Source organism: Mycobacterium sp. NGS67, assembly GCF_059812185.1.
This window is the reverse complement of record NZ_JCALCF010000021.1, coordinates 21,133-43,627: the sequence shown is the minus strand read 5'-3', so window position 1 is coordinate 43,627 and position 22,495 is coordinate 21,133. Positions and strand designations below refer to the sequence as shown.

The 22,495-nt window shown below is 66.8% G+C and carries 17 protein-coding genes and 1 pseudogene; 12 read left to right on the top strand and 6 right to left on the bottom strand.

The window, feature by feature from the left end:
• Window positions 1-63: 63 nt before the first annotated feature.
• Window positions 64-741, bottom strand: coding sequence for a TetR family transcriptional regulator (locus AC5Y4D_RS19195; RefSeq protein WP_499946008.1), 678 nt, complete (start codon window positions 739-741; stop codon window positions 64-66).
• A 356-nt stretch (window positions 742-1,097) separates the two neighbouring features.
• On the opposite strand from AC5Y4D_RS19195, the gene AC5Y4D_RS19190 reads away from it, so the two are divergent.
• From AC5Y4D_RS19190 to AC5Y4D_RS19135, 12 genes are all read left to right on the top strand, one after another.
• The gene (locus AC5Y4D_RS19190; RefSeq protein WP_499946007.1) at window positions 1,098-1,397 is read left to right on the top strand and encodes a PE family protein; all 300 of its coding nucleotides are present in this window, start codon (window positions 1,098-1,100) and stop codon (window positions 1,395-1,397) included.
• A 27-nt stretch (window positions 1,398-1,424) separates the two neighbouring features.
• Entirely contained in the window at window positions 1,425-2,582 is a 1,158-nt protein-coding gene (locus tag AC5Y4D_RS19185; protein WP_499946006.1) for a PPE family protein, read from the top strand.
• A gap of 292 nt (window positions 2,583-2,874) precedes the next feature.
• Complete coding sequence (locus AC5Y4D_RS19180) at window positions 2,875-3,648, top strand: glycosyltransferase family protein (protein WP_499946005.1); 774 nt, start codon at window positions 2,875-2,877, stop codon at window positions 3,646-3,648.
• Window positions 3,645-4,316, top strand: coding sequence for a PIG-L deacetylase family protein (locus AC5Y4D_RS19175; protein WP_500037938.1), 672 nt, complete (start codon window positions 3,645-3,647; stop codon window positions 4,314-4,316). Before AC5Y4D_RS19180 ends, AC5Y4D_RS19175 begins: the two co-directional genes overlap by 4 nt.
• Window positions 4,317-4,373: 57 nt before the next feature.
• The gene (gene rfbC / locus AC5Y4D_RS19170) at window positions 4,374-4,934 is read left to right on the top strand and encodes a dTDP-4-dehydrorhamnose 3,5-epimerase (protein ID WP_499993715.1); all 561 of its coding nucleotides are present in this window, start codon (window positions 4,374-4,376) and stop codon (window positions 4,932-4,934) included.
• A gap of 36 nt (window positions 4,935-4,970) precedes the next feature.
• Window positions 4,971-5,822, top strand: a complete 852-nt coding sequence (locus tag AC5Y4D_RS19165; protein WP_500037937.1) for a WecB/TagA/CpsF family glycosyltransferase — start codon at window positions 4,971-4,973, stop codon at window positions 5,820-5,822.
• A gap of 17 nt (window positions 5,823-5,839) precedes the next feature.
• Complete coding sequence (locus tag AC5Y4D_RS19160; protein WP_500037936.1) at window positions 5,840-7,339, top strand: sugar transferase; 1,500 nt, start codon at window positions 5,840-5,842, stop codon at window positions 7,337-7,339.
• Window positions 7,339-8,850 (top strand): flippase, encoded by a 1,512-nt coding sequence (locus tag AC5Y4D_RS19155; RefSeq protein ID WP_500037935.1) that lies wholly within the window; start codon window positions 7,339-7,341, stop codon window positions 8,848-8,850. The genes AC5Y4D_RS19160 and AC5Y4D_RS19155 overlap by 1 nt, the downstream gene beginning before the upstream one ends.
• Complete coding sequence (locus tag AC5Y4D_RS19150; RefSeq protein ID WP_500037934.1) at window positions 8,847-10,892, top strand: glycosyltransferase; 2,046 nt, start codon at window positions 8,847-8,849, stop codon at window positions 10,890-10,892. The genes AC5Y4D_RS19155 and AC5Y4D_RS19150 overlap by 4 nt, the downstream gene beginning before the upstream one ends.
• On the top strand, window positions 10,893-12,146 hold the full coding sequence (locus tag AC5Y4D_RS19145) for a methyltransferase domain-containing protein (protein ID WP_500037933.1): 1,254 nt from the start codon (window positions 10,893-10,895) through the stop codon (window positions 12,144-12,146).
• A complete protein-coding gene (locus tag AC5Y4D_RS19140) occupies window positions 12,143-13,231 on the top strand; it encodes a transferase (protein ID WP_500037932.1) in 1,089 nt (362 codons plus the stop codon). Before AC5Y4D_RS19145 ends, AC5Y4D_RS19140 begins: the two co-directional genes overlap by 4 nt.
• A 20-nt stretch (window positions 13,232-13,251) precedes the next feature.
• Window positions 13,252-14,316, top strand: coding sequence for a glycosyltransferase family 4 protein (locus AC5Y4D_RS19135; RefSeq protein WP_500037962.1), 1,065 nt, complete (start codon window positions 13,252-13,254; stop codon window positions 14,314-14,316).
• 1 nt (window position 14,317) lies between these two features.
• Here AC5Y4D_RS19135 and AC5Y4D_RS19130 read toward each other — a convergent pair.
• From AC5Y4D_RS19130 to AC5Y4D_RS19110, 5 genes and pseudogenes are all read right to left on the bottom strand, one after another.
• Window positions 14,318-15,702: pseudogene (locus AC5Y4D_RS19130) on the bottom strand (HNH endonuclease signature motif containing protein).
• 79 nt (window positions 15,703-15,781) lie between these two features.
• A complete protein-coding gene (locus AC5Y4D_RS19125; protein ID WP_500037931.1) occupies window positions 15,782-17,743 on the bottom strand; it encodes an FkbM family methyltransferase in 1,962 nt (653 codons plus the stop codon).
• Window positions 17,740-19,218, bottom strand: coding sequence for an O-antigen ligase family protein (locus AC5Y4D_RS19120; RefSeq protein ID WP_500037930.1), 1,479 nt, complete (start codon window positions 19,216-19,218; stop codon window positions 17,740-17,742). The genes AC5Y4D_RS19125 and AC5Y4D_RS19120 overlap by 4 nt, the downstream gene beginning before the upstream one ends.
• Window positions 19,215-20,717: a tyrosine-protein kinase domain-containing protein gene (locus AC5Y4D_RS19115; protein WP_499993159.1), complete on the bottom strand. Its 1,503-nt coding sequence runs from the start codon at window positions 20,715-20,717 to the stop codon at window positions 19,215-19,217. Before AC5Y4D_RS19115 ends, AC5Y4D_RS19120 begins: the two co-directional genes overlap by 4 nt.
• A gap of 98 nt (window positions 20,718-20,815) precedes the next feature.
• The gene (locus AC5Y4D_RS19110; RefSeq protein ID WP_500037961.1) at window positions 20,816-22,462 is read right to left on the bottom strand and encodes a copper resistance CopC family protein; all 1,647 of its coding nucleotides are present in this window, start codon (window positions 22,460-22,462) and stop codon (window positions 20,816-20,818) included.
• Window positions 22,463-22,495: the final 33 nt, after the last annotated feature.

Genomic DNA, 22,495 nt, shown 5'->3' with positions numbered 1-22,495 from the left:
AGCCGGTAAATACTAACAGCCGCCGCCACGCCGTTCTTGATCGCGCGTCCCAGATGGGACCGATCAGTCCTTGGCAGCCGGGGCGGCGGTGGCCGAAATCGCGAGCGCGGTACGCCGTCTGACGAATTGAGTGAAATATTCGGTGCGGTCCGGTTCCAGGATTCCGGCCAGCACCAGCATGCAGTTGCATTCCAGATCGAGCAGGTACTGGCGCGGATCGTCGAGATCACTGGTCTGGCGCAGGCCCATGTACATCGACACGACGAGCCGCCCGACGTCGCGTGGCTGCCAGCGTGCCGAGACATCTCCCTCGGCGATGGCCCGCTCGGCGGCGTCGGCCAGCATGTCGATCCACCCGCTCAGCAGCTGCTTCTGCAGGCCCTCGGTCCGTCCGACCGACTCGATCAGGTGGGAAGCGGCCCTGGCCACGTCCTTGGTCATGTCTTTCACGGCAGCCAGATAGCAGAAGTCGATCAGGGTTTCCAGGCCGGAGAGCTGCCGTGCCAGCAGATCGTCGACCGAAGCCCGGCCCTCGAGCGTGTGCTGGTTGATGATGGCCACCGCCAGCGCGTGCTTGGAGCGGAAATGAAAGTACATCGCGCCTTTGGTCAGCTCGGCCTCGGCGAGGATGTCGTCCAGCCCGACATCGTGGTACGGACGGCGGGCGAACTGGTGTGCTGCGGCGCGCAGAATCTGTTGGCGGGTGGTGTCTGCTCGTCCGTCGGTCTGTTCAGTCGTCATCTGACCCCGGTTGACGACACGCGGAGACTACGCGGCCGGCGCCGCTGAGCGTCACTTGCACCATCACGATGCCTTCCTCGAGCAGGACGTCCGGTTCGTGAGCCGAACGTACCCGGCGGGCTTGTCTCCGGCGGCCTGGGGCGCCACTTGCGAGGTTAGCAGTCTGGGTCCCTCACAACGTGGCGTACGCCACAAAAGATTGCATATTCGCTCCATAAATACTGAAGGTCAGTTGCAGACCTTCACATCGTCCCAAAAGTATGTATAGTCAGGTTTCAACAAGCTATTGGTTTGGGAACATGTTCCTAGCCGCACCAGCCGGCCACCGGAATCAAGCTCTGCATGAGGAGAGTCGCATGTCGTTCGTGACCACACACCCAGACGCCTTGACGGCTTCGGCCTCCACCCTGCAGGGCATCGGCTCGGCCGTCAGCACGAGCAGCACCGCCGCGGCCGTGCCGACGACCGCCCTGGCGCCCGCTGCCGCGGACGAGGTCTCCGCGCTCACCGCGATCCAGTTCGCCGCGCACGGCCAGCTGTACCAGGCCGTAAGTGCGCAGGCCGCCGAGATACACCAGATGTTCGTGCAGACCTTGCAGGTCAGCGCGGGTTCTTACGCCGCCACCGAAGCTGCCAACGCGGCCGCGGCGGGTTGACGAATCGGGGATACGGGGGGTTACGGCATGGATTTCGGCGCACTGCCACCAGAGATCAACTCTGCCCGGATGTATGCCGGCGCAGGGGCGGGACCATTGCTGGCCGCGTCCGTTGCGTGGGACGAGTTGGCTGCTGAACTGCAATCGGCCGCGTCGGCATATTCGTCGGTGATCACGGGCATGACCAGCGGCCCGTGGCTGGGTCCCGCGGCAATCGGCGCAGCGTCGGCCGCCACGCCGTATGCGGTGTGGATGGAAGCCACGGCCGCCCAGGCCGAGGCCGCGGCCGGCCAGGCCCGCGCCGCAGTCGGGGCCTACGAGGCCGCCTACTCGATGACGGTCCCACCGATGGTGATCGCGGCCAATCGGGTATTGCTGGCCACGCTGGTCGCGACCAATTTCTTCGGTCAGAACTCGCCGGCGATCGCAGCCACCGAAGCCCACTACAGCGAGATGTGGGCCCAGGACGCGCTGGCGATGTACAGCTATGCGGCCGGTTCGGCTGCGGCTAGCACTCTGACACCGTTCGAGGCGCCGCCGCAGGTCACCGATGCCGCCGGAGTGGCCGCTCAGGCCACCGCGGTTTCGGAAGCCACCGGTGAGACCGCGGCCACCCAAACCACACTCGCCTCGCTGGTCAATGGGATGCCCACGACGTTGCAGAGCATGGCGGTTCCGGCGTCACTGAGCTCCGCCGCGCCGGGCGCCGCTTTGCCCATCGGCACCACCATGTCCAGCGGCGACATGTCCAACTACCTGAACATGGCCGTCATGCCCCTGTTCGCGCTGAGCAGCCTGCTGGGCATCGCCCAGAGCATGCAAGGCCTGTCGCAGGTCGGCGCGGTCGCGGCGGAAGCAGCCGAAGGCATGGCCGAAGCCGCCGCCGTCGGCGGCGCGGAGGCAGTTGGTGCAGGTGCATTGGGCGCCATGGGCCAGGCGGCGAGCCTGGGCTCGTTGTCGGTGCCGCCGGCCTGGACCAGCGTGATCCCCACCGCTCATCTGGCCGGCATCAGCTCGGCACTTCCGGGCGGGAACGGCGCCGCGCTGGGGGCGGTCCCGCCGAGCTTGCTGGGCGGGATGCCGCGCGGTGCCGCGGCGGCCGGCCCGGCTGCCGGTCCTCGATACGGACTGGTTCCCACGGTGATGGCCCAGCCGCCGTCGGCCGGATACGGCGCCGTCCTCTGACCCCGGATCTGACGACGATGTCGCATCACCGCGATCTCGGTTCAGTACGAGGTACCCGCCTCAGTAGGACCGCGACCTACCGATCTGCGCCATTGTAGACGATCAGAAACCTCACAACTGCATCGCCGTACTTTAAGTCATCGTTTCAGCTTTAAATCATCACATTAGTATGTAATAATCAGGATAGAAGGTGGTTGGGTATGTATGTTCTTCCGACCGCCCGGTGCGGAGCTGCACGGAGCTCAGTCCGGGCAAGTGAGAACTCTGCCCTCGGCCCGAAGGGGGCATGGAAATGAAGGTCGTACTCTTCTGCGGCGGCTACGGCATGCGGATGCGCAGCGCGGACGGCGATCTCGTCCCCAAGCCGTTGCAGATGGTGGGTCCCCGCCCACTCCTGTGGCACGTGATGCGCTACTACGCCCATTACGGCCACACCGAGTTCATCCTGTGCCTCGGCTACGGCCAGGCGATGGTCAAAGACTTCTTCGTCAACTACCGCGAGACCGAGTCCAACGACTTCGTGATGCGCGGCGGCAAGGTCGAGCTGCTCGACACCGACATGTCGGACTGGACCATCACCTTCGTCGACACCGGCCTGGAGTCGCCGATCGGCGAGCGCCTGCGCCGGGTCCGGCAGTACCTCGGTGACGACGAGTACTTCCTGGCCAACTACGCCGACGTGCTCACCGACGCTCCGCTGGACACGATGATCGACCGCTTCCACGAGACCGGTGCTGCGGCCTCGATGCTGGTCGTCCCCCCGCAGTCGTCGTTCCACTGCGTCGACGTCAGCACCGACGGCGACATCAAGGAGATCGCGCCGATCGCCAAGTTCCCGATCTGGGTGAACGGCGGATACTTCGTGCTGCGCCAGGACGTCATCGACCTGATCCCGGAAAACGGCGACCTGGTGGGCGATGCGTGCATGACGCTGGCGGGCACCGGCCGGCTGCTCGGTTACCAGCACGACGGCTTCTGGAAGCCGGCCGACACGTTCAAGGAGCGCGCCGAACTCGACGCCGACTACAACAAGGGCATCCGTCCCTGGGCGGTCTGGGAAGCATGACCCCACTGACGCTCGGGTCGGGGGACGGCGTCGGTTCGGTCGCCGTCGTCGGAGCGCACTGCGACGACATCGCCATCGGAGCCGGCGGCACGTTGATGCAGTTGGAGCGCGCCAATCCCGGTCTGGTCATCCACGCGCTGGTGCTGACCGGCGCGGGCACCGACCGCGAGATCGAGGAAAAGGGCGCCCTTGCGGCGTTCTTCCCGAGCGCCGACGTGCGGCTGACCGTCGCGGACCTGCCCGACGGCCGGCTTCCTGAGCACTGGGGAACGGTCAAGCGACACCTCGCCGAGTTCCGGCGCAGCTGCGAACCAGACCTGGTGCTGGGACCGCAGCGCAACGACTACCACCAGGATCACCGGTTGCTCGCCAAGCTGCTGCCGACCGAGTTCCGGGCGCACCTGGTGCTGGGCTACGAGATCCTCAAGTGGGAGTCGGATCTGCCCAATCCCGCACTCTACGTGCCGATTTCAGACGAGCTGGCACACCACAAGGCCCGACTGCTCGCGCAGTGCTACCCGTCGCAGACCGGCCGGGACTGGTTCGACGACGAGACATTCCTCGGGTTGATGCGGATCCGCGGCGTGCAATGCCGCGCCCGCTACGCCGAGGCGTTCGTAACCGAAAAGGCCGTACTGCACCTCCCGGCGGGGACGCCGCGCGCGTAGCAAGCGCCGACACACGAATCCGACAATGCGAATCAGCAAAGGGGACAAGAGATCCGCATGAAGTACACACCCACCACTGTCGCGGGCGTGACGATCGTTGACATCGAACCGCACCGCGACCACCGCGGGTTCTTTTCGCGGGTCTTCTGTGCGGACGAGTTCTCCCAGCACGGTTTGATCGCGGATGTCTCTCAGACGAGTATCTGCTTCAACCAGACCCGCGGCACGGTGCGCGGTCTGCACCGCCAGCTGCCGCCGCACGCCGAGGCGAAACTGGTGCGCTGCATCCGCGGCGCCATCGCCGACGTCGCGGTGGACGTGCGCCCCGAGTCGCCGACGTACGGCAAGCATGTGATGGTCGAGCTGAGCGCCGAGAATCACCGCGCATTGTTCCTGCCGCCGTATGTCGCGCACGGGTTTCAGACGCTGACCGACGACACCGAGATCATCTACCAGATCAGCGGACCGTACGTGCCGGGCAGCGAACAGAACTTCCGTTGGAACGAACCGGAATTCGGCATCGAATGGCCGCTTCCGGTGACGGTCATCTCCGAAAAGGATGCCAGCTGGCCCCTGTTGGCGACTCCGCTGTCACCGTCCCAGAGCGAGGCGTCATGATCTGCCGGCGCGCAAAGTCGTCGGGCTAGGTCGATCATGGCCCAGGACACACTCTCTCCGGCCGCTGTGCGGATGGTCGTCAGCGGCAGCATCGTCGAGCGCTGCGAAACCGACGAGGTGCTGTCGATCATTGCTACGCGCCTCGACTCGCAGTCCGGTCGCGGCCTGGCGGTGGGTTCGGTCAACCTGGACCACCTGCACCATTTCCGCAAACTGGGTTCCGCCCCAACCGGTTTGGTGGAATGGCTGCTATTGGCCGACGGCATGCCGATCGCCTGGCGCGGCCAACTGCTGACCGCACAACCGTGGCCCCGGGTCACCGGCGCCGACCTGCTGCCGGCAGTGCTGGCGCTGGCCGAAGCCGGCGGGCATCGGGTCGGCTTCTTCGGCGGCACCGACCAGACCCACCAGCGGCTGGCCGAGCACCTGAGGGCCAACTATCCCACGCTGGTCGTCTCGGGCATGTGGGCGCCGGACGCCGAGGACATCGAATCACGTTCGGCGGCTGCGTGTTCGGCGATCCGCGCCGCGCGCACCGACATCCTGATCGTCAGCCTGGGCAAGCCGCGCCAGGAGCGCTGGGTCGACGAACACGGGCACGCAACGGGCGCAAACGTTTTCCTGCCCTCCGGGGGCGCCATCGACTTCCTGGCCGGCACCACCAGCCGCGCACCGCAGTGGATGCAGCGGTCCGGGCTGGAGTGGCTGTACCGGTTGACCCGTGAACCGCGCCGCCTGGCCCGCCGCTACCTGGTGCAAGGCCCGGTCGCGCTGCTGCGCGCCGCACGTGCCCAGCTGATCTGCTACCCCGGCGTCCACTACGTCGCCGCACCCAGCCGTCAACATGTCGGAACCCCGGGCGCCGCAACCGAAGCGGTGCCCGCATGACCGAGGGAGCGGCCAGTATGACTGCCACACTGCACGCCCGCACCGGCCTGTCGCCCGTCATCTCGCTGCCCGCCCGGCAGGGCGTCAGCGCCATCCCGCGCTGGCAACAGCAATACTCGGCGCGGCTGCGCATCACCGACTCGGTCATCGTCTGCGCGTCGATCATGCTCGCGCAGTTCGTCCGCTTCGGTGACTCGCCGAACATGTCGGGTTACCCGGGTCCGGTGATGACCCTGTTCTCGTGCCTGTTCGCGGCGTTGTGGCTCTCCTCGATCGCGGTGTTCCACACCCGTTCGCCCCGCATCATCGGTGCCGGAATCGACGAGTACCGGCGCATCGCGAGCGCCTCGTTCTCGGTGTTCGGCATCATCGCGATGGTCACCCTGCTCGCCAAGATCGACCTGGCCCGTGGGTATCTGGCGGTCGCGCTGCCGGTCGGCACGCTCGGGCTGCTGGCCAGTCGTAACCTGTGGCGCAAGTATGTGTGGCGCAGGCGTGCCAAAGGCCAGTATCAGACGATGGTGCTGGCCATCGGCGACCGGTCCGGGGTGGCGCATCTGGCGCACGAACTGATCCGAAACCCGCGAGACGGTTATGTGGTTGTCGGCGTGTGCATTCCCGGATACGGCCCGCAGCGCGGCGAGATGCTCAAGGTGGGCGGCCGGGAGATTCCGATCCTCGGTGACGAGTCCGGCGCGGTGTCCGCCATCGGCGACTGCGGTGCCGACACCGTGGCAGTAACGCGCACCGAGCATTTCGGGGTGCACGGTATCCGCGACCTGATGTGGCGGCTGGAGACGATGGACGTCGACCTGGTGGTGTCACCGGGCGTGATGGATGTCGCCGGGGCACGCCTGACCGTGCGGCCGATCGCCGGATTCCCGCTGCTGCACGTGGACAAGCCGCAATACGAAGGGACGCAACGCCTCCAGAAGCGCGCGTTCGACTTCTGCTTCGCCCTGGCCGCGCTGCTGGCGACGGCACCGGTACTGCTGGTGGCCGCCGTCGCGATCAGGCTGACCGGCAAGGGGCCCATCTTCTACCGCGCCGAACGCATCGGACTGGACGGCCAACCGTTCACCATGCTGAAGTTCCGCACCATGGTCGACGGCGCCGACAAGCAGATCGAACACCTGCTGCCGTTGAACCAGGGCGCCGGCATGTTGTTCAAGATCCACCAGGATCCGCGTGTCACCTCCGTCGGGAAGATCCTGCGCCGCTACAGCATTGACGAACTGCCGCAGTTCATCAACGTACTCAAGCAGGACATGAGTGTCGTCGGCCCTCGGCCCCCGCTGCGCCGCGAGGTGGAGAACTACGACGGCCAGGTCAAGCGGCGGCTGCTGGTGAAACCGGGTGTGACCGGTCTGTGGCAGGTCAGCGGCCGCTCCGACCTTTCCTGGGAGGACTCGGTCCGGCTCGACCTCTCCTATGTCGACAACTGGTCGATGGCCGGTGACCTGGTTATCATCGCCCGGACGCTACGGGCCGTGCTGGCCAGCGACGGAGCCTATTAATGAAGGGTGGCACCGTGATTGAGCCGACGGCTCATCAGGTTACCGAGCAGCCGCTGGAGCCGCAGGCGCTTTCGGCGACGCCCGACGTGCCGCAATCGCGGATTGCGCATGCCATCTCGGTCCAGTTGATCTGCCGGGTGCTGGGGATGATGGCTTCGGTGGTGTCGGTCGCGATGACGGCCCGCTACCTGGGTCCGGGCCGGTACGGGCAGCTGATGGTCGCTGTCGCCTTCATCGGAATGTGGACCAGCATGACCGATCTCGGCATCAGCACCGTGATCGTGCGCCGTGTCACCTCCGGCCGCGGTGAGCTGGAGCGGCTGGTTCGCGTCAACAGTGGTCTGTCCCTTGTGTATTGCGTGCCGCTGGCGGTGCTGGCGGCGGTCACCGGATGGCTCGTCTACCGTGACGCCGACGTGCGCGTGATGCTGGTGGTGTTGTCCGGCCAGCTGCTGATGCTGACGATGCGAACCCGGTTCGAACCGGTGTTCCTTTCCACCGTCCGCTTTTCGGCGGTCGCTGTCTCGGATGTCGCGGGGCGGCTCGCCACCCTGGCGATGGTGAGTTCGTTGGTGGCCACGCACTCCGACGTGGTCTGGTTCGCCGTGGCCCAGCTCATCCCGCCGGTGGTGCAACTGGTGATCCAGGGCGTGGCGGCGGCGCGGCACATCTCGGTGCGTCCGGTCTTCTCGGTCCGCGAGTCCGTCGACTTGTTGCGGGAAAGCCTGCCGCTGATGGGCGTTGCGGTGATCGGCATCCTGTACTGGCGCGCGGACGGGGTGATCCTGTCGTTGCTGAGCACGCACGCCGAGGTCGGGGTGTACGGGCTGGCCTACGTGATCGCCTTCAACACCGAGGCGTTGTCGATCTTCTTCCAGAAGTCGACGTTGTCGACGGCCACCGCGCTGTATTCCCGCGATGTCGATGGCTATGTTGCCTTCCTGCGCCGCAGCGTCGAGTTCATGAGCTTCATCGCGGTCCCGGTTGCGGTGGTCGGGACATTGCTGGCCGGGCCCATGATCGAGCTGTTCGGCGACCGGGACTTCGTCAGCCGCGGCGCACCGACATTGGCGCTGCTGCTGATCGCCGCGGCGTTGCGGTTCGTCACCGGAACCCTCGGCCAGGGCCTGTTCGCCTGCCACGAGCAGCAGTTCTTCTTCCGCCTTTTCGTGGCGACGCTGGTCGTCAACGTGGCGCTCAATCTCGGTCTGGACGGGCGGTTCGGCGCCGTCGGCGCCGGCATCGCGCTGGTGTGCACCGAGCTGTTCGGACTGGTGCTGGCCAGCTGGCGGTTACGCCGACATTGCGGCTACCGCACCCCGGTGGGTTTCCTGATGCGGCTGCTGGTTCCGATGGGAGCCAGTGTCGTTGTGGTGCTGCTGCTTTCGGGTTACCACGTGGTGCTGGTGTTGGCCGCTGCCGCGGTGACATACCTGGCCGTCAACATGCTGAGCGGCCCCGTCAACTGGTCGATGTTGACCTCGTTGTTCCACAAGCAGGTGACCCCATGACGACCGAGCTGGACCGCGCGTATCTCAAACGCCCGTCGGAGGTTGCCACTCCCCTGTCGTCCGATCGGTCGCTCTCGGCGCTGATCGTCACCTACAAGAGCCACGACCTGGTTGAGCAGTGCCTGGCGGGGCTCGCGAAGCACGCCCCGGAGCTGCCGGTCTATGTCTTTGAGAACAGCGGCGACGAGTACCCCGGACGTGAGGAGTTGGCCGCCCGCCATCCGGACGTGCACTGGGTACTGGGCAAGGTGAATCTCGGCTTCGGCGCGGCCTTCAACGCGCTGGTGGAGCACACCCCGCACGACACCGATCTGCTGCTGCTCAACGCCGACACCCGCCTGACGGGACCGCTGACGCGCACTCGGGTGCTGCTTCGCCAGCCCGGTGTCGCGGCGGTGTCGCCGCTGATCCAGGACTCCGGTGCGCCCGGTCCGCAACGCTGGGACATCGCGACGCGCCGCCGTACCCTGACCCGCGCTCTGGTGGCCGCGGCCGGCTACTCCGACAAGTTGCGGGGCACGCCCGTCTCGCACCTGTATCGCGAACAGCCCGCCGAATCAGAGAGCATCGACGGCTACGTGGCGGGCATCTGCCTGGCCATCAACCGCGCCGCCTGGAACCAGATCGGCGGGTTCGACGAGGAGTTCTTCCTCTACGGCGAGGAGACCGACTGGCAGGAACGCGCCAACGCAGCGGGCTGGCGCATCCTGCTCGCCGACGAACTCGACGTCGAACACGGCAATCCGGCCGCAGCACAAAGCCCCCGCGAATCCGTCTCCGCGCACGGTGCAGAGGTGTCGGCCGTGGAGCGGTTCCGCAATCGGGATTTGTTGCGCGCCAACATCGCATTGCTGCTCGAACGCGGCGACAGCGTGCATCACGCGGACTTCTATCTGGCCGCCACCTCGATGCTGGAACGGGTGCAACGCTCCAAGCGTGAGGTGCGCAAGCGGGCTATCTCCGCGCGGCGCACCGCCAAACCGTCCATCGTGATCACCACCAACCGCCTGGTCTACGGTGGCGCCGAACGGCAAAAGGCGCTACTGGCAGCCGAATTGGACCGGCGCGGCTATCCGGTCACCATCGTCTGCATGCAGCGGTTCGGCCCGCTGATCAAGGAGATCCCGCACAGTGTGCGGGTGGTGCGGCAACCGTGGTGGGCGCCGATGGTCGACCTTCCGGGTGGCCCGGCGGTGCTGATCAGTGGCGACACCAACACCGAGACCGGATTCGCGTCGCTCTGGCGTGCCGGTTCCCGAGACCGGCGCTGGCTGGTCGCCCCGCACGTCCCGCCGGAGAACGACCGGCCCATCTACTCGCGCCCGCTGGCGGCGGCGATGAATCGCGCCGACGGTTTCATCGTGCTGGCACAACGGCATTGGGACATGCTGACCCCGCAGCACAAGCTGACCGGGCAGCCGTTCGTCGCCCCCAACGGCGTCGAGGTGACGGGTGAGTTCGCTGGGCGGGTCCGTACCCCGGGAGAGCCGCCGCACCTGGTGATGTTGTCGCGCATCGTCGAACACAAGAACCCCCATCTGCTCATCGAGACGCTCGGTGAACTGGCCGATCTGCCTTGGCGCCTTTCGATTTTCGGCGACGGACCCGATCGGGAGAAGCTTGAGGCGCAAACCCCGGCGGCGCTGCGCGACCGCGTGCAGTGGCGCGGGTGGTCGCGTGGGCCGGGCCCCGCGCTCGCCGACGCCGACCTGCTGTGCGTCCCCAGCCGCTCCGAGGCGTTCCCGCTGGTGATCCTGGAAGCCATGGCGCGCGGGGTGCCGGTCGTCGCCTCCGGCATCTGTGCGGTTCCGGAAATGCTTGACTTCGGCAAAGCCGGCTTCGTCGTCGAGCCGGTGACGGTGTCGGCATGGCGGGACCAGTTGGCCGAGATCCTCGCCGCCCCCGAAACCCTGCCAGAGGTCGGGCAGCGCGGCTTGGACAGGCTGCGCACGCACTACACGGTGGAAGCGATGACCGATGCCTACCTCGACGCGATCGACGCGGTCGTGCAACATGACAAAACCCAACGAAACGAGAGCTAGATGATTTGCCGCCTGTGCGATTCGGACCGGATGCTCAGCGTCTTGGACCTGGGCGCGACGCCGCCGTGCGAAAAGATCCTTGCCGCAGACGAACTCGACCTGCCCGAGCCGACGTATCCGCTACACCTGCGGTTGTGCGAGGACTGCCTGTTGCTGCAGATCCCCGCACTGATCACGCCCGAGGAGACCTTCACCGAATACGCCTACTACTCCTCGTATTCCGACAGTTGGGTACAGCACGCGGAGACGTTCGTCGAGGAGACCGCCCAGCGCCTCGGCTTGGGACCCGACTCCCTCATGGTCGAAGTCGCCAGCAACGACGGCTACCTGCTGCAGCACGCGGTCGCCAGGGGGATCCCGTGCCTGGGCATCGAACCGTCACTGAATGTCGGTGCGGCCGCCACCGAGCGCGGTGTGCCGACGGTGTCGGCGTTCCTGGATCAGGAGTTGGCGCGACGGGTGCGCGACGAACACGGCCCGGCGAATCTGGTGGTCGCCAACAACGTCTACGCGCACATCCCCGACCTGCGCGGCTTCACCCAGTCCCTGCGCGGGCTGCTCGCTGACGACGGCTGGCTGAGCATCGAGGTGCACCATGCGCTGAACCTGGTGTCCCTCGGTCAGTTCGACACGATCTACCACGAGCACTTCCAGTACTACACCCTGTTCTCCGCGCAGAACGCCCTAGCCAGCGCGGGATTGGCGGTGGTCGACGTCGAACTGCTGCCCACCCACGGCGGCTCGATCCGCGTGTGGGCGCGGCCGATCCAGGTGGCCGGGGCGCCGACCGAGCGGGTCGACAAGATCCTGCGCATCGAGGAGGCCGCCGGATTGCACCGCCCCGAGGGGTACCTGCAGTTGCGGCAGCGGACCGAGCAGATCCGGCACGACCTGTTGCGTTTCCTGCTGCAGTGCCGCGCCGAGGGCAAGCGGGTGGTGGGCTACGGTGCACCGGGCAAGGGCAACACGCTGCTCAACTACTGCGGCATCCGCAACGACCTGCTGGAGTACACCGTCGACCGAAACCCCTACAAGCACGGCCATTTCACACCGGGTACCCGGATCCCGATTTACGAGCCGGAGCAGATCGCCAAGGACCGGCCCGATGTGGTGCTGGTGCTGCCATGGAACCTCGAAGCAGAACTCACCGAGCAGCTCAGCTACGTCTCGGAGTGGGGCGGCGAGATCGTCTACCCCCTCCCGACCCTGCACATGGCGACCGACGTGAGTTCGCGCAGTGCCGTACTCCAATGAGCGCCTGCCGAGGGTGCGGTGAGGCTGACCTGACCCGGGTACTGGACTTGGGGGATGTGCCTGCGGCCGACCACTTTCCGCGGCTCAACGAGCCGGTGAGTCCGCAGGAGACCGGGCATGCGCTGGCGATGGATTTGTGCAACCGCTGCTTCCTGGTGCAACTCGCCGACGACGACACCGTCACCGAGGAACCGCGCGCCATCGAACCGCAGGCACTGCGTGACCAGGCCGCCGACGCGGTGCAGCGGGTGTCGGACTCAGGTTGGTTGCGCGGCACCACCGTTCGCGAGTTCGGCAGTCCGCACGGCGGCACCTGGTTGCCGTTGCTGGCCGAGCGCGGCTATTCCGAAGCCGAGGTCGCCGATCTGGTGCTCGACTCCTTCGGTGTCATGCACGAGGCCGACCAGCGGGCAGGTTTCCAGCTGCGCGCGAAGGTGACCGCACCGGACGGGGTGTTGCTGGTGCAGTTCCCGTCGCTGATGGCGATGGTGACCCAGGGGCAATGGAATTCGTTGCGCCATGGTCACTTCGGGTACTACTCGCTGACCGCGATGATGAAGCTGCTGCAGTCCGTCGGGATGAGCGTGGTCACCGCCTGGGAGTTCGACCTCTACGGCGGCACTTTCCTGGTGGCCGCGGTGCATGGTGATGCCGAGCACGACGAGCGCGTCACCGCGATCTTGGCTCGGGAGCGGGCTTTCGGTGTGACGAACCCGGTTGTGCTGCAGAGTCTGCAGCAGGCGGTGGACAGCCACGCGGCGCAGTTGCGCGACTGGCTGGTGGCGCAGGCGGATCAGGGACACACGGTCTACGGGTACGCCGCCGGTTCGCGGGTGCCGGCGTTGTTCAACATCGCCAAGATCGATCGGCAACTGGTGCGGGCCGTCGCCGACGGATCACCGGCCAAGCAGGGACGACGCCTGCCCGGCACGGACATCGAGATCATCTCCCCCGAACAGTTGCTGGCCGCTGATCCCGATCGAGTTCTGCTGACGTTGCCCGATCTGTACGACGAGTTGCACCAGACGTACCCCCAATTCGACGGACGGTGGTGGGTCGATCGCGGCCCGCGGGTGGACCGGTAGCTGTCGTGAATTCGCCTCGGATACTGTGGCTTTCGCCGTGGCTGCGGCCATTGGCGCGCGTGCAGGCTGAGGCGCTGCGCCGCGGCGGCGCCGAGGTGCTCTTGGTGACCTCCGACCAGCACCCGGAGTCTGATGCCGCGCGCGACTACGAGCTGGTGCTCGATCCGCGGTTTCGCACCGCTTCGACCTGGCCGGGTAGCGCTGCCGCGTGGCGACGTATCCGTTCGTACCGGCCGGACGTCGTAATCACCGAACTGGTGCGCGATCCCCGCTGGATCGCGTTGGCGGGCCGGGTTCCCCGGATACAGCTGGTGCACGACGACCGCCCGCACGACGCCGCCGAACAGCGGCCGTCCTACGAGTTGGCCGTGTTCGACCGCTGGGGCGCCAGGTCTGCGGCCACCGTCGCCTACAGCGACTATGTCGCTGCGGGTATCGCCGACCGGCGCGACGTTGCCGGCACGCCGGTGCATGTGGTGCCACTCACCAGCGACCTCGACCCTGGTTCGGTTCCAGCGTTCGTCGGTGCCGGTGACCGCCGCGACTTCGTGATGATCGGCCGGCTGAACCCGTACAAAAACGCGGACGTGGTGCTGGCGGCGTGGCAGCGGCACGTCGACGGAAACGGTTGGCGCGGCGACGATCTGGTGCTGATCGGAGACGGGTCGATCGATGAGGCGAACCTGCCGCCGCACACCCGGTGGCGCTCGGGGCGGTACCGCTACGCCGACATGCTGGGCACGCTGGCAGCTGCCAAGGGCTCGGTCGCCCACTACCGGCGCGCCTCGCAAAGCGGGGTGCAGGTGCTCTCCATGCAACTGGGCGTGATGCCGATCGTGTCCGCGGCGGGCGGTCTGCCCGAGTACCAGCCCGGCGAGTGTCCCCCAGTTGGTGTTGACGATATCGCTGCCCTTGCAGACACTTTCGACTCGCTCGCGGATCCGGCTGTCGCGGCGCGGCAGGGGGCGGTCGCAGCCCGGCACTACGCGCAGCGCTTCAGCGCCGAGCATGCCGCCGACGGGCTGCTGCAGGTGGTCGACGAGGTATGCGTTGGTCCCCGCGTCGGCATCTCGTCAACCCGCTGACTCATTCGGGTTCGTCGCCGTCGGGTTTGAGTGGTTTTTCGGCGTGGTGCATGCAGTTGACGTAGGGGCGGCCGTGGTCGAGATGTTTGGGCGGGATCCATTCGGTGTGGCCGTGGGCGTTCTTGCAGGTGGTGTATTTGCGTAGTTCGACCATGCGGTTATGCGGTCCGCAGGCCAGGGTCAGTTCGTCGATGTGGGTGCGGCGCTTGGCGAACCAGCCCTCCAGATGGTGGACCTGGGTCCAGTAGCCCTTGACCGTGCAACCCGGGCAGGTGCAACCACGCTCCTTGGACAACAGCACCAGCCGCTGCTCGGGTGAAGCGATGCGCTTGCCGTGATAGAGGGCCTTGGTTTTGTCCTTGTCGAACACCGCCAAATATTGGTAAGCGTGGGAGGCTTGGGCGATCACATCGGCCATCGGTAGCAGGGTGCCTCCGGCGGTCAGTCCGTGTCCGGCGCGCCGGCTTCGAGTTCGGCCAGGGTGGTGGTGATCACGATGCAGGTCGGCAACCCGTGATGGCGGCCTAACTTTTTCGACATCAGCAGCGCGCGCAGCGCGGCCAGCAGCCCGTCGTGGTTGCGTTGCTCAGCACTGCGGGCATCACGCTGCACCGCCTCCTGCGGGGCGCGCCCATCCACGGTCGGGTTTTCATCTGCGGGGTTACACATGCCCGGGGCGCCCAGTTTGGCCAACACCGGCTCCAGGGTGGCCCGAAACTGCGGGGAGATCAGCCCACTGAGCTTGGACATCCCATCAGCCTGCTGGCGCCCGATGGTGATGCCGCGTCTGCTGCGGGCCCGCTCGGCCTCCTCGGCTTCGTCGGGCACGAAGTCGCCGTCGGGTTTGAGACAGTCCTTGAGGACCCGGGCATATTCGGCCAACTCATCGGGGCGAAACCCGGTGCCCACCAACACCAGCTTGGCTTCGGCATCAGCACGGGTGGCCGCGTCGACCGCCTCGGGCAGCTTCTTGAAGAACTTCTGGACGATCCCCACCTGCTCGCTGCCGAGCAGCCCCTCGCGCTCGGCGGCGGCCACCGCCGGCAACACCGGCTCCAGCGGCTCCCCCGTGAGCGCGCGGCGCGGACCCAGATCCGCAGCGTGGGCGATGCGCTGACCGGCCTCGGCCTTGGTGATCCGCAACCGATTCGCCAACGCCTCGCGCAACGAACCACCCAGCTCGCCGGCGGTGGCTTCGGCACCGAGTTGATTGATCAACGCGTGCTGAGGCACCCGGGCCCGACGGATCCCCCGCTCGATGCGGTCCATGATCTCCATCCGCCGCGGATTGTCCTGCGCATCAAAACTCAACTCGCACAACCGATCCAAAGCAGCACCATACGCGACGAGAACCTCCTCGATCTCCGCGTACGTGCTGGCCGGCATACCATGATTCTACGAAGGGGCACCGACAAGTCTTGGGCTGAAGTGCAAGCCGTACATCGGGATTGAAGCCAATCGCGCCTCAGCGCAGGAACCCCGACACCAAATCCGACGACGAGACCGCCACGAAGTCGTGCACATATCCCTTCGGCATCGCGAAGGGATGGAACTCTCCCGAGTTCACCATCGACATCTGGTCGCGTTCCACGTCGAAGTCGGCGATCGGTCGCAGCGCAGTGTCGCTGACGTAGAAAAGCTGATAGCCCAGGTCCTCGATCAGCCCGAACACGTCGGCGATGGGCTGCGACAGATGACGTTGTTCGATTTCGATCAAAATGGCCGGCCGGCACCGACGCAGCATCGCCGAACCGCCACGCAGAACAGACATTTCGTGGCCCTCGACGTCGATCTTGACGAAGTCCACGTCGACGACGGAGCCCAGCACATCGTCCAAGCGCACCAACGGCACGTCGATCTTCCGCACGTCCACGCCTTGCCCGTCGAACCCGTGCGCCAGGCTGCCCTGCGCTGTCACCTGTCGGTTGTGCCGCTCGGGCACCAGCAGTTGCGCTGTCCCGGGTTCGTCGGACGCCGCGACTTGGCTGAAATGGACGTACGGCATCGCCTGGTCGAGTTTGCGCAACATCGGCGCGTTGTCGGGGTGCGGTTCGAAACTGTAGACGCGGCCCGACTTTCCGACCCGCCGTGCCAAGTGATAGGTGAACAGACCCCAGCTGGCGCCCACGTCGACAACCGTTGCACCGTTGGGCGCGAAGTGATCTGCCACGGACATGGCCAGATCCTGGGCCGACCGGCGACGCCACAGCGCTTCGGTCGCCGCGGCCATGGCTCTGCGGCCGAACACCCGTCCGACGTTGCGCACCGTGGCGTATTTCGCCGCCCAGTTGGCGGCGTCGCTGTGCAGCAGGCGGTCTTTGGCTGACAATGTCTCACCTTCCTGTGCGACGGTGCGCACCTCCGCCCACACCTGATCCAATCGTTGGTACCAACGGTCCAACCCGAAGTCCGCGGCGCGGCGACGGGCCGCCGCGCCCAACTCTGCCCGCAGCGCATCGTCTTTGACCAGTTCGGACAGCGCTGCGGCAATCTGGTCGGGCCGACCGGGTTCGACCACCAGACCGGTCACCCGGTCGGTGATCGCCTCACCGATGCTGCCTACCAACGTGGTAACCGGCGCCAGACCGTAGGCCATCGCCTCCAGCAGCGCCATCGGCAGGCCCTCGTCGTAGCTGGGAAGCACCAAAATGTGTGCGGCGCTCAGCAAGTCGTCGCGGGCAGCCGGATCCAGCCATCCCGCAACATGAATCGTGTCCGTGAGTCCGGCCGTCGCCACGGCCGCGCGCACCTCGTCCACCTCGCCGTCACCGGCCAGCGTCAGTCGTAGCCGACCGCGAATGTCGGAGTCCAACGCCGCCACCGCGTCGATCAAGTCATAGCTGCCCTTACGCGCGCCCAGCCGACCGAGCGAAACAGCTTGCACCACAACGCTATCGGATTGGACCACCGGGCGCTGCGGGATCGGGACGGCGTTGTTGAGTACCCGGATCCGGTCGTCGGCCAGCCCCAACCGCTCGGCATATTCCGAGACGTGCCGCGTGCCCAGCACCAACCACTGATCGGCAACCAGCACCCGCCGCACCACTTGCTGCACCGCCGACGGCAAACCGTCGAACCACCCGCCGAAGTCGTAGCTGTGCGCGTGCACCACGGCGGGCACTTTCGCCAAGCGTGCCGCCGTCAGCGGCAACGCTTTGCGCACCACGCTGCCACCGTGCGCCAGATGGACGTGCAGGATGTCGGCGCGGTGACGCAGCACAACCCAAGTGGCGCGCAGCATTCCCGACACCCCGACCCAGCGCCGATACCAGAAAGAGCCTTCGATGTACGTCGGGACCATGGTGATCTCGACCCGCGAGTCGGGATGTGCTGCCATCAACGTGATCACCGTGGCCATGCCGCCCCGGCTGGCCGCCTGCGCCGGCGCCGGGCCGACCACCAGGACCCGAAGCGGCTCGGCCGTCACTGAGCCGCCTTCGCCGCCGGCACCAGCTCGTCCCGAGGGGAAGGGTCCGGCGAAGTCGCGTCACGACCAAGGACTTTCGCAAATGCTAACGCCGCTCCCAACGCGATACCGAGCGTCATCGCGTTGGCCGGGTCCTCCGGCAACGGGTCGATGACGCACATGACCAGTAGCCCGGTGCTGGTTGACGCGGCGATCTTTGCCGGCACCGACGCGCTGCGCAGCGCCCGCATCAACGGTGTCAACGCGAACACCGCAAACGCCGTCATACCAACCGCACCCGACTTGGCCAGCCACCACAGGTAGAAGTTGTGCGCGTACGTGGTGCCCAGCGTCTGGGTGAATTCGTTCGGGTCGTCGCCACCGAACGGCAACTGATAGGCATAGCCCAGGCCGTGCCCGAACACCGGCGCGGCCGCGATGGCCTCGTTGAGGTGCCGGTCCTCGGCGAATCGGGCCAGCGTCGAGGGGTCGGTGGTCAGCGCGGTGCCGGTGGACCGGCCCAGCACCCGGTGACTGAACCCGGTGATCTGATTGGCCAACCACACCCCGGCCGACGAATCGCCCAGCAGGAACAGCGCTCCGGGGATCGTCACCGCCAAAATCCCGGCACCGGTCAGCGCCAGTCGCGCGGCCCGGCGCACCGCGGACCAGCCCAAGCTGGCGAAGAACGCGACGATGGCGGCGACCCCCACCGACAGAATCGTGTTGCGGGAGAACGCCAGAACGGCGATCACCAACGCGGGCAGACCCAGCGTCAGGTAGTAGACCGGCTTCACCCGCCCGGCGATCTGTGCCGCCACCAACGTGGTCAACACCGCGATCGCCGGGATCAAGGTAGAGGTGATCACCCGGTTGGCGGCGTCGCCGGTGTCCATCTGCAGGCTCTCGGTCCGGCCGGCCAGCCGGACGCCCCCGGACGATCCCAGGACAGCCATACCCGCCGAAAACCACAGTGTCACGGCCATCGCATGGATCGACAGCACCACGTATTCGCCGTACACGATCACCAGCGCCAGCACGAAGCCGGCGACCATCTCCAACAAAAACGTGGCCTCGCGCACCACCACCGCGGCATTGTGACCCGTCGAAAACCCAACCGCGGCAAAGTAAATCACCGTCAGAGCGAACATCCCCGGCAACAGGTACTCGGACATGCGCAACCGCACAACCGGCAGCACGAAACAGATCGCCAGGATCAGCACCACGTGCGAGGCGTAAATGGACACCGGCCCAATGACTTTGCCGACGTGCAGACCCTGCGGCAGGGCCGCGCAGCCCAGGAACAACGCCAACCCGATCATCAGTTCCGGCTTGGCCCAATAGACGATCAGGAAGAACGTCAGGCCGACCAGCAGGATGCCTTGAGTGGTGTTACGTACCGACAGCGCGCCGTAGACGAAACAGCCGAAAGCGAACAGCGTCAACATAACTGCGGTCACCGCCAGGCGATGACGACTCCGCAGGTACAGGATCACGTCGGTCCACTGACCTTGGCACGGTAGGTCCGGGTGGAAGCCCTGGTATGACGGGCGATCCGCGCGTCGGTCAGCACGGTGCCCACCACGTTGGCTCCGGCTGCGCGCAACGCGCTCAGCGCGTCGGACAGCTCGTCCTCAGTGGTTCGCCCGGCCCGAGCCACCAACACGGTGGCGTCCACCGCGCCGCCGAGCAGACCGGAGTCAGCCGTCGCCAGCACCGGCGGGCCATCCACGACCGTCCGCTCGAAGGTCTTGGCCACGTCCTTGAGCACCTTGTCCAGCACCTCGGGCAGGTAGGCGCTGGTGGGCAGGGTCTCGCGGCGCACCGAACGTGCCGCCAACACGAACAGCTTCGGGATAGACGTCGGCTTGGTCGCCTCCGTCGCGATCTCGGGGTTGGACAACGCATTCGACAGGCCCTCGCCCGACTCGACCTTGAGCAGCCCGGCGATCACCGGGCGCCGGGTGTCGCCCTCGATGAGCAGCACGTCCTCGCCGAGTTCGGCGAAGGAGCGCGACAGGTTGATCGCCGTCGTCGTGGTCCCCTCGCCACCGAACGGCGCGGTCAGCAACACCCGATTGGCGCCAGGACCCATCGCCCGCAGCAGCCGGGCGCGCAAGCCACGGACCGCATCGTCGAACGAGATGTCGGTGCCGAATCGCGGCGCATTGCCACGGTGCCCCGGCAGCTCGGCCAACGTCGGCAGCCCGGTCAGGTTTTCCAGCTTCGCGCGGTCGCGCACCGTGCGGTCGGCGGCCTCCCGCGTCAGCGCCACCCCGGTCCCCAACAACAATCCGGCGACCAGACCCATCGCCATGTTGCGCACCGGCACCGGCTTCACCGGTTTGTCGGGCACGCCGGGCTGCTCGATGACCGTCGCGCGGGCTTGCGGCAACGGCTGCCCGGTCGGCGATGTCTGCGTCGGCGTCGTCCCGGCTGGAGTCGTGGTCTCGGTCGCCTGGGTGCCGGGCTGCTCCCCGTCCGGCGCCGGAGCCGAAACCGTCTGGGGCGGCGGCGCCGCGGTGGTGGTCGTCACCGGTGCGCCCGGCGCCTTCGGGTCGACCCCGAGCGTGCCGACCATCAGGGTGAACTCGTCGGCGACCGCCTTGGCCAGCTTCGCCGCCCGCTCCGGGTCGGTATCGGTGACGGTGATGGTGAACAACGTGGACTTCGGCGTGAACGCCACCTTGGTCTGGTTGGCCAGGGCGTCGGCGCTGATGGGTAGATGGAATTTGTCGACCGCGCGTTCGGCCACCGCGTGCCCTCCGGCGATCGCCGCGTACGACGACAGCCGTTCCTGGGCGGCCTGCGTGCCCTGGTACACCTGCATCAGGTCGGTCTCACCGGAGAACGACACCAAAACGGTGGCAGTGGACTCGTAGCTTTTCGTCTGAAACGCCGTAATGGCCGCGGCCCCAGCCAAACACGCCAGCACCGCCCCTAGGAACAGCTTCCAGTGCAGCAGGAGAGTCCGAACAAAGGTACGGAAATCCATCCCCCACTAAACCTCCTGAGCGGACGCCAGCCATATAGCGTCGGTTCTGTCTGCATACCGGCCACAGGCCCGCCGCCGCAAGTGGCTATCTGGTTCGGTCACGAGGCACCGGGCGTGGCGAGGGTCTCGCGGGACACGTCCAGGGTGGCAATCGGGTAGAAGCCGAAGTCGTCGCGGCCGTCGCGCGCCAGCCGCATGGGCGGGTAGGTCACCACATGCGAACCATTGGGTTTGTGCTGTTGCCACTCCACGGCGGCGCGCAGCGTGTAGTGGCCCGGCGGCAACCCTTTGAGGTCGACCTTCACCGTCTCGGTCGCCGAAGCCGGCGGCGGATGGTCGATGCTGCGGTCCCCGGATACGTCCGAAACCAGCGCCTTGAGGTCGACGGTGCCCGGTATCGCGCGCACGGTCTGGCCGCTGAAGTCGACCACGCGGTAGCCCGCAACCCACTTCTCGGTGGTAGCGGCCGCGCCGTAATTGGTCCAGTTGACCGCGATCGACGCCACCTGGTCCTGCAGCGACTGCGATCCCGGCCGGGCTTCCACCGAGTACCGGTAACCGGCGGTGGCATTGGCCTGCGCCCACAACACGTACAGCTTGGGGTCCATCGGCGAGGTCGCGTCCTGATCCGGGAAGTTGATGCTCGACGTCATCGAGACGTGGTAGCGGATGACGTCGTGCAGGCCCTTGTCGTAGTAGGCCTGCGGTGAGGTCCCGTTGGGCAACTGACACCACTCGGTGATCACCGGCGCCTTGGCGAGCCGTTCCTTGAGCTTGCCGACCAACGGATCCTGGGTCTGCACGTAGTGCGACGTGCTGGACTCGGCCCAGGTCGGCAGCGGTGCGTAGACGCCCAGGCAGTCCGACCGGACCCCGACCGGCGCGGCCAGTTTCCTGGTGACGTCGTCGGCAAGCAGCTGCCGCACGATCTCGGGATTGTTCGGCGTGACCACCAGCTGGGTGTGCGGGAAGGCACTGACGTTGGCCGCGACCAGCTGCTCAACGGATGCCTTGGTGATGGTCTGGTCCCGGAATTGGCTGTAGTAACCGAGCGCGCCGACGCTCTCGTCGGGCCCGGGACCGGGGGCGTTCAGCGCGTCACGCTGGAACGCCACGTGGTTCTCGCTGAAGTCGCCGTAGCCGGAGAACTCGAAGACGGACAGGCGTTCATCGGTGTCGTAGCGGCGGCCCAGGGCGGCCAGCAACTGACCGAAGTCCTGCAGGTAGGTGGGGTCGTTGAAGTTGGGCACCACCTGCGTCACACCGTTCGGCGCGTTCGGGTAGCTGGTGTTGGTGGACGGCTTGGCGCGCTCCCAGTCAGGGATCTCGATGTTGGTGTTGTCCGGGTATGTCGCGTTGCAGCAGGAGTTGTAGGCCTGGATCCGCAGGGTCAGCCGCATATGCCGCTCGGCCAGCTTGTTCAGCGCGTCGTCGATGACGCTGAAGTCGAACTTGAGATCGTCCGGGGCGCCGGGCGGCAACGTGGCCGGGTCGACGGGCTGCAATTGCCGCCACGTCACCCGCAGGCTGGCGTCATACGATGCCGGCCAGGCGGGATAGCGCTGCTGCGCCGGGCGGCCCTGCGGGAAGAGCGGCTCGAGCAGGTCTTCGTACTGCCCGCGCAGCGGGTTGGGTATCTCCTGGCTGGCCGCGGGGATGGCCGGGCTGACCATCGCCGCCAACGGACCGGGGTCGTTGTGGGTGCGGCTGCAGCCGCCGATGAGCAGCGAAGCGGCCGCGATCAGGACAGACACGCACGCGGCAGCGATTAACGCGAA

What these genes read in the sequence shown, in the direction of transcription:
- AC5Y4D_RS19195 (WP_499946008.1), bottom strand. Translation starts at nt 741, where the DNA reads ATGACGACTGAACAGACCGACGGACGAGCAGACACCACCCGCCAACAG.
- AC5Y4D_RS19190 (WP_499946007.1), top strand. Translation starts at nt 1,098, where the DNA reads ATGTCGTTCGTGACCACACACCCAGACGCCTTGACGGCTTCGGCCTCC.
- AC5Y4D_RS19185 (WP_499946006.1), top strand. Translation starts at nt 1,425, where the DNA reads ATGGATTTCGGCGCACTGCCACCAGAGATCAACTCTGCCCGGATGTAT.
- AC5Y4D_RS19180 (WP_499946005.1), top strand. Translation starts at nt 2,875, where the DNA reads ATGAAGGTCGTACTCTTCTGCGGCGGCTACGGCATGCGGATGCGCAGC.
- AC5Y4D_RS19175 (WP_500037938.1), top strand. Translation starts at nt 3,645, where the DNA reads ATGACCCCACTGACGCTCGGGTCGGGGGACGGCGTCGGTTCGGTCGCC.
- rfbC (WP_499993715.1), top strand. Translation starts at nt 4,374, where the DNA reads ATGAAGTACACACCCACCACTGTCGCGGGCGTGACGATCGTTGACATC.
- AC5Y4D_RS19165 (WP_500037937.1), top strand. Translation starts at nt 4,971, where the DNA reads ATGGCCCAGGACACACTCTCTCCGGCCGCTGTGCGGATGGTCGTCAGC.
- AC5Y4D_RS19160 (WP_500037936.1), top strand. Translation starts at nt 5,840, where the DNA reads ATGACTGCCACACTGCACGCCCGCACCGGCCTGTCGCCCGTCATCTCG.
- AC5Y4D_RS19155 (WP_500037935.1), top strand. Translation starts at nt 7,339, where the DNA reads ATGAAGGGTGGCACCGTGATTGAGCCGACGGCTCATCAGGTTACCGAG.
- AC5Y4D_RS19150 (WP_500037934.1), top strand. Translation starts at nt 8,847, where the DNA reads ATGACGACCGAGCTGGACCGCGCGTATCTCAAACGCCCGTCGGAGGTT.
- AC5Y4D_RS19145 (WP_500037933.1), top strand. Translation starts at nt 10,893, where the DNA reads ATGATTTGCCGCCTGTGCGATTCGGACCGGATGCTCAGCGTCTTGGAC.
- AC5Y4D_RS19140 (WP_500037932.1), top strand. Translation starts at nt 12,143, where the DNA reads ATGAGCGCCTGCCGAGGGTGCGGTGAGGCTGACCTGACCCGGGTACTG.
- AC5Y4D_RS19115 (WP_499993159.1), bottom strand. Translation starts at nt 20,717, where the DNA reads ATGGATTTCCGTACCTTTGTTCGGACTCTCCTGCTGCACTGGAAGCTG.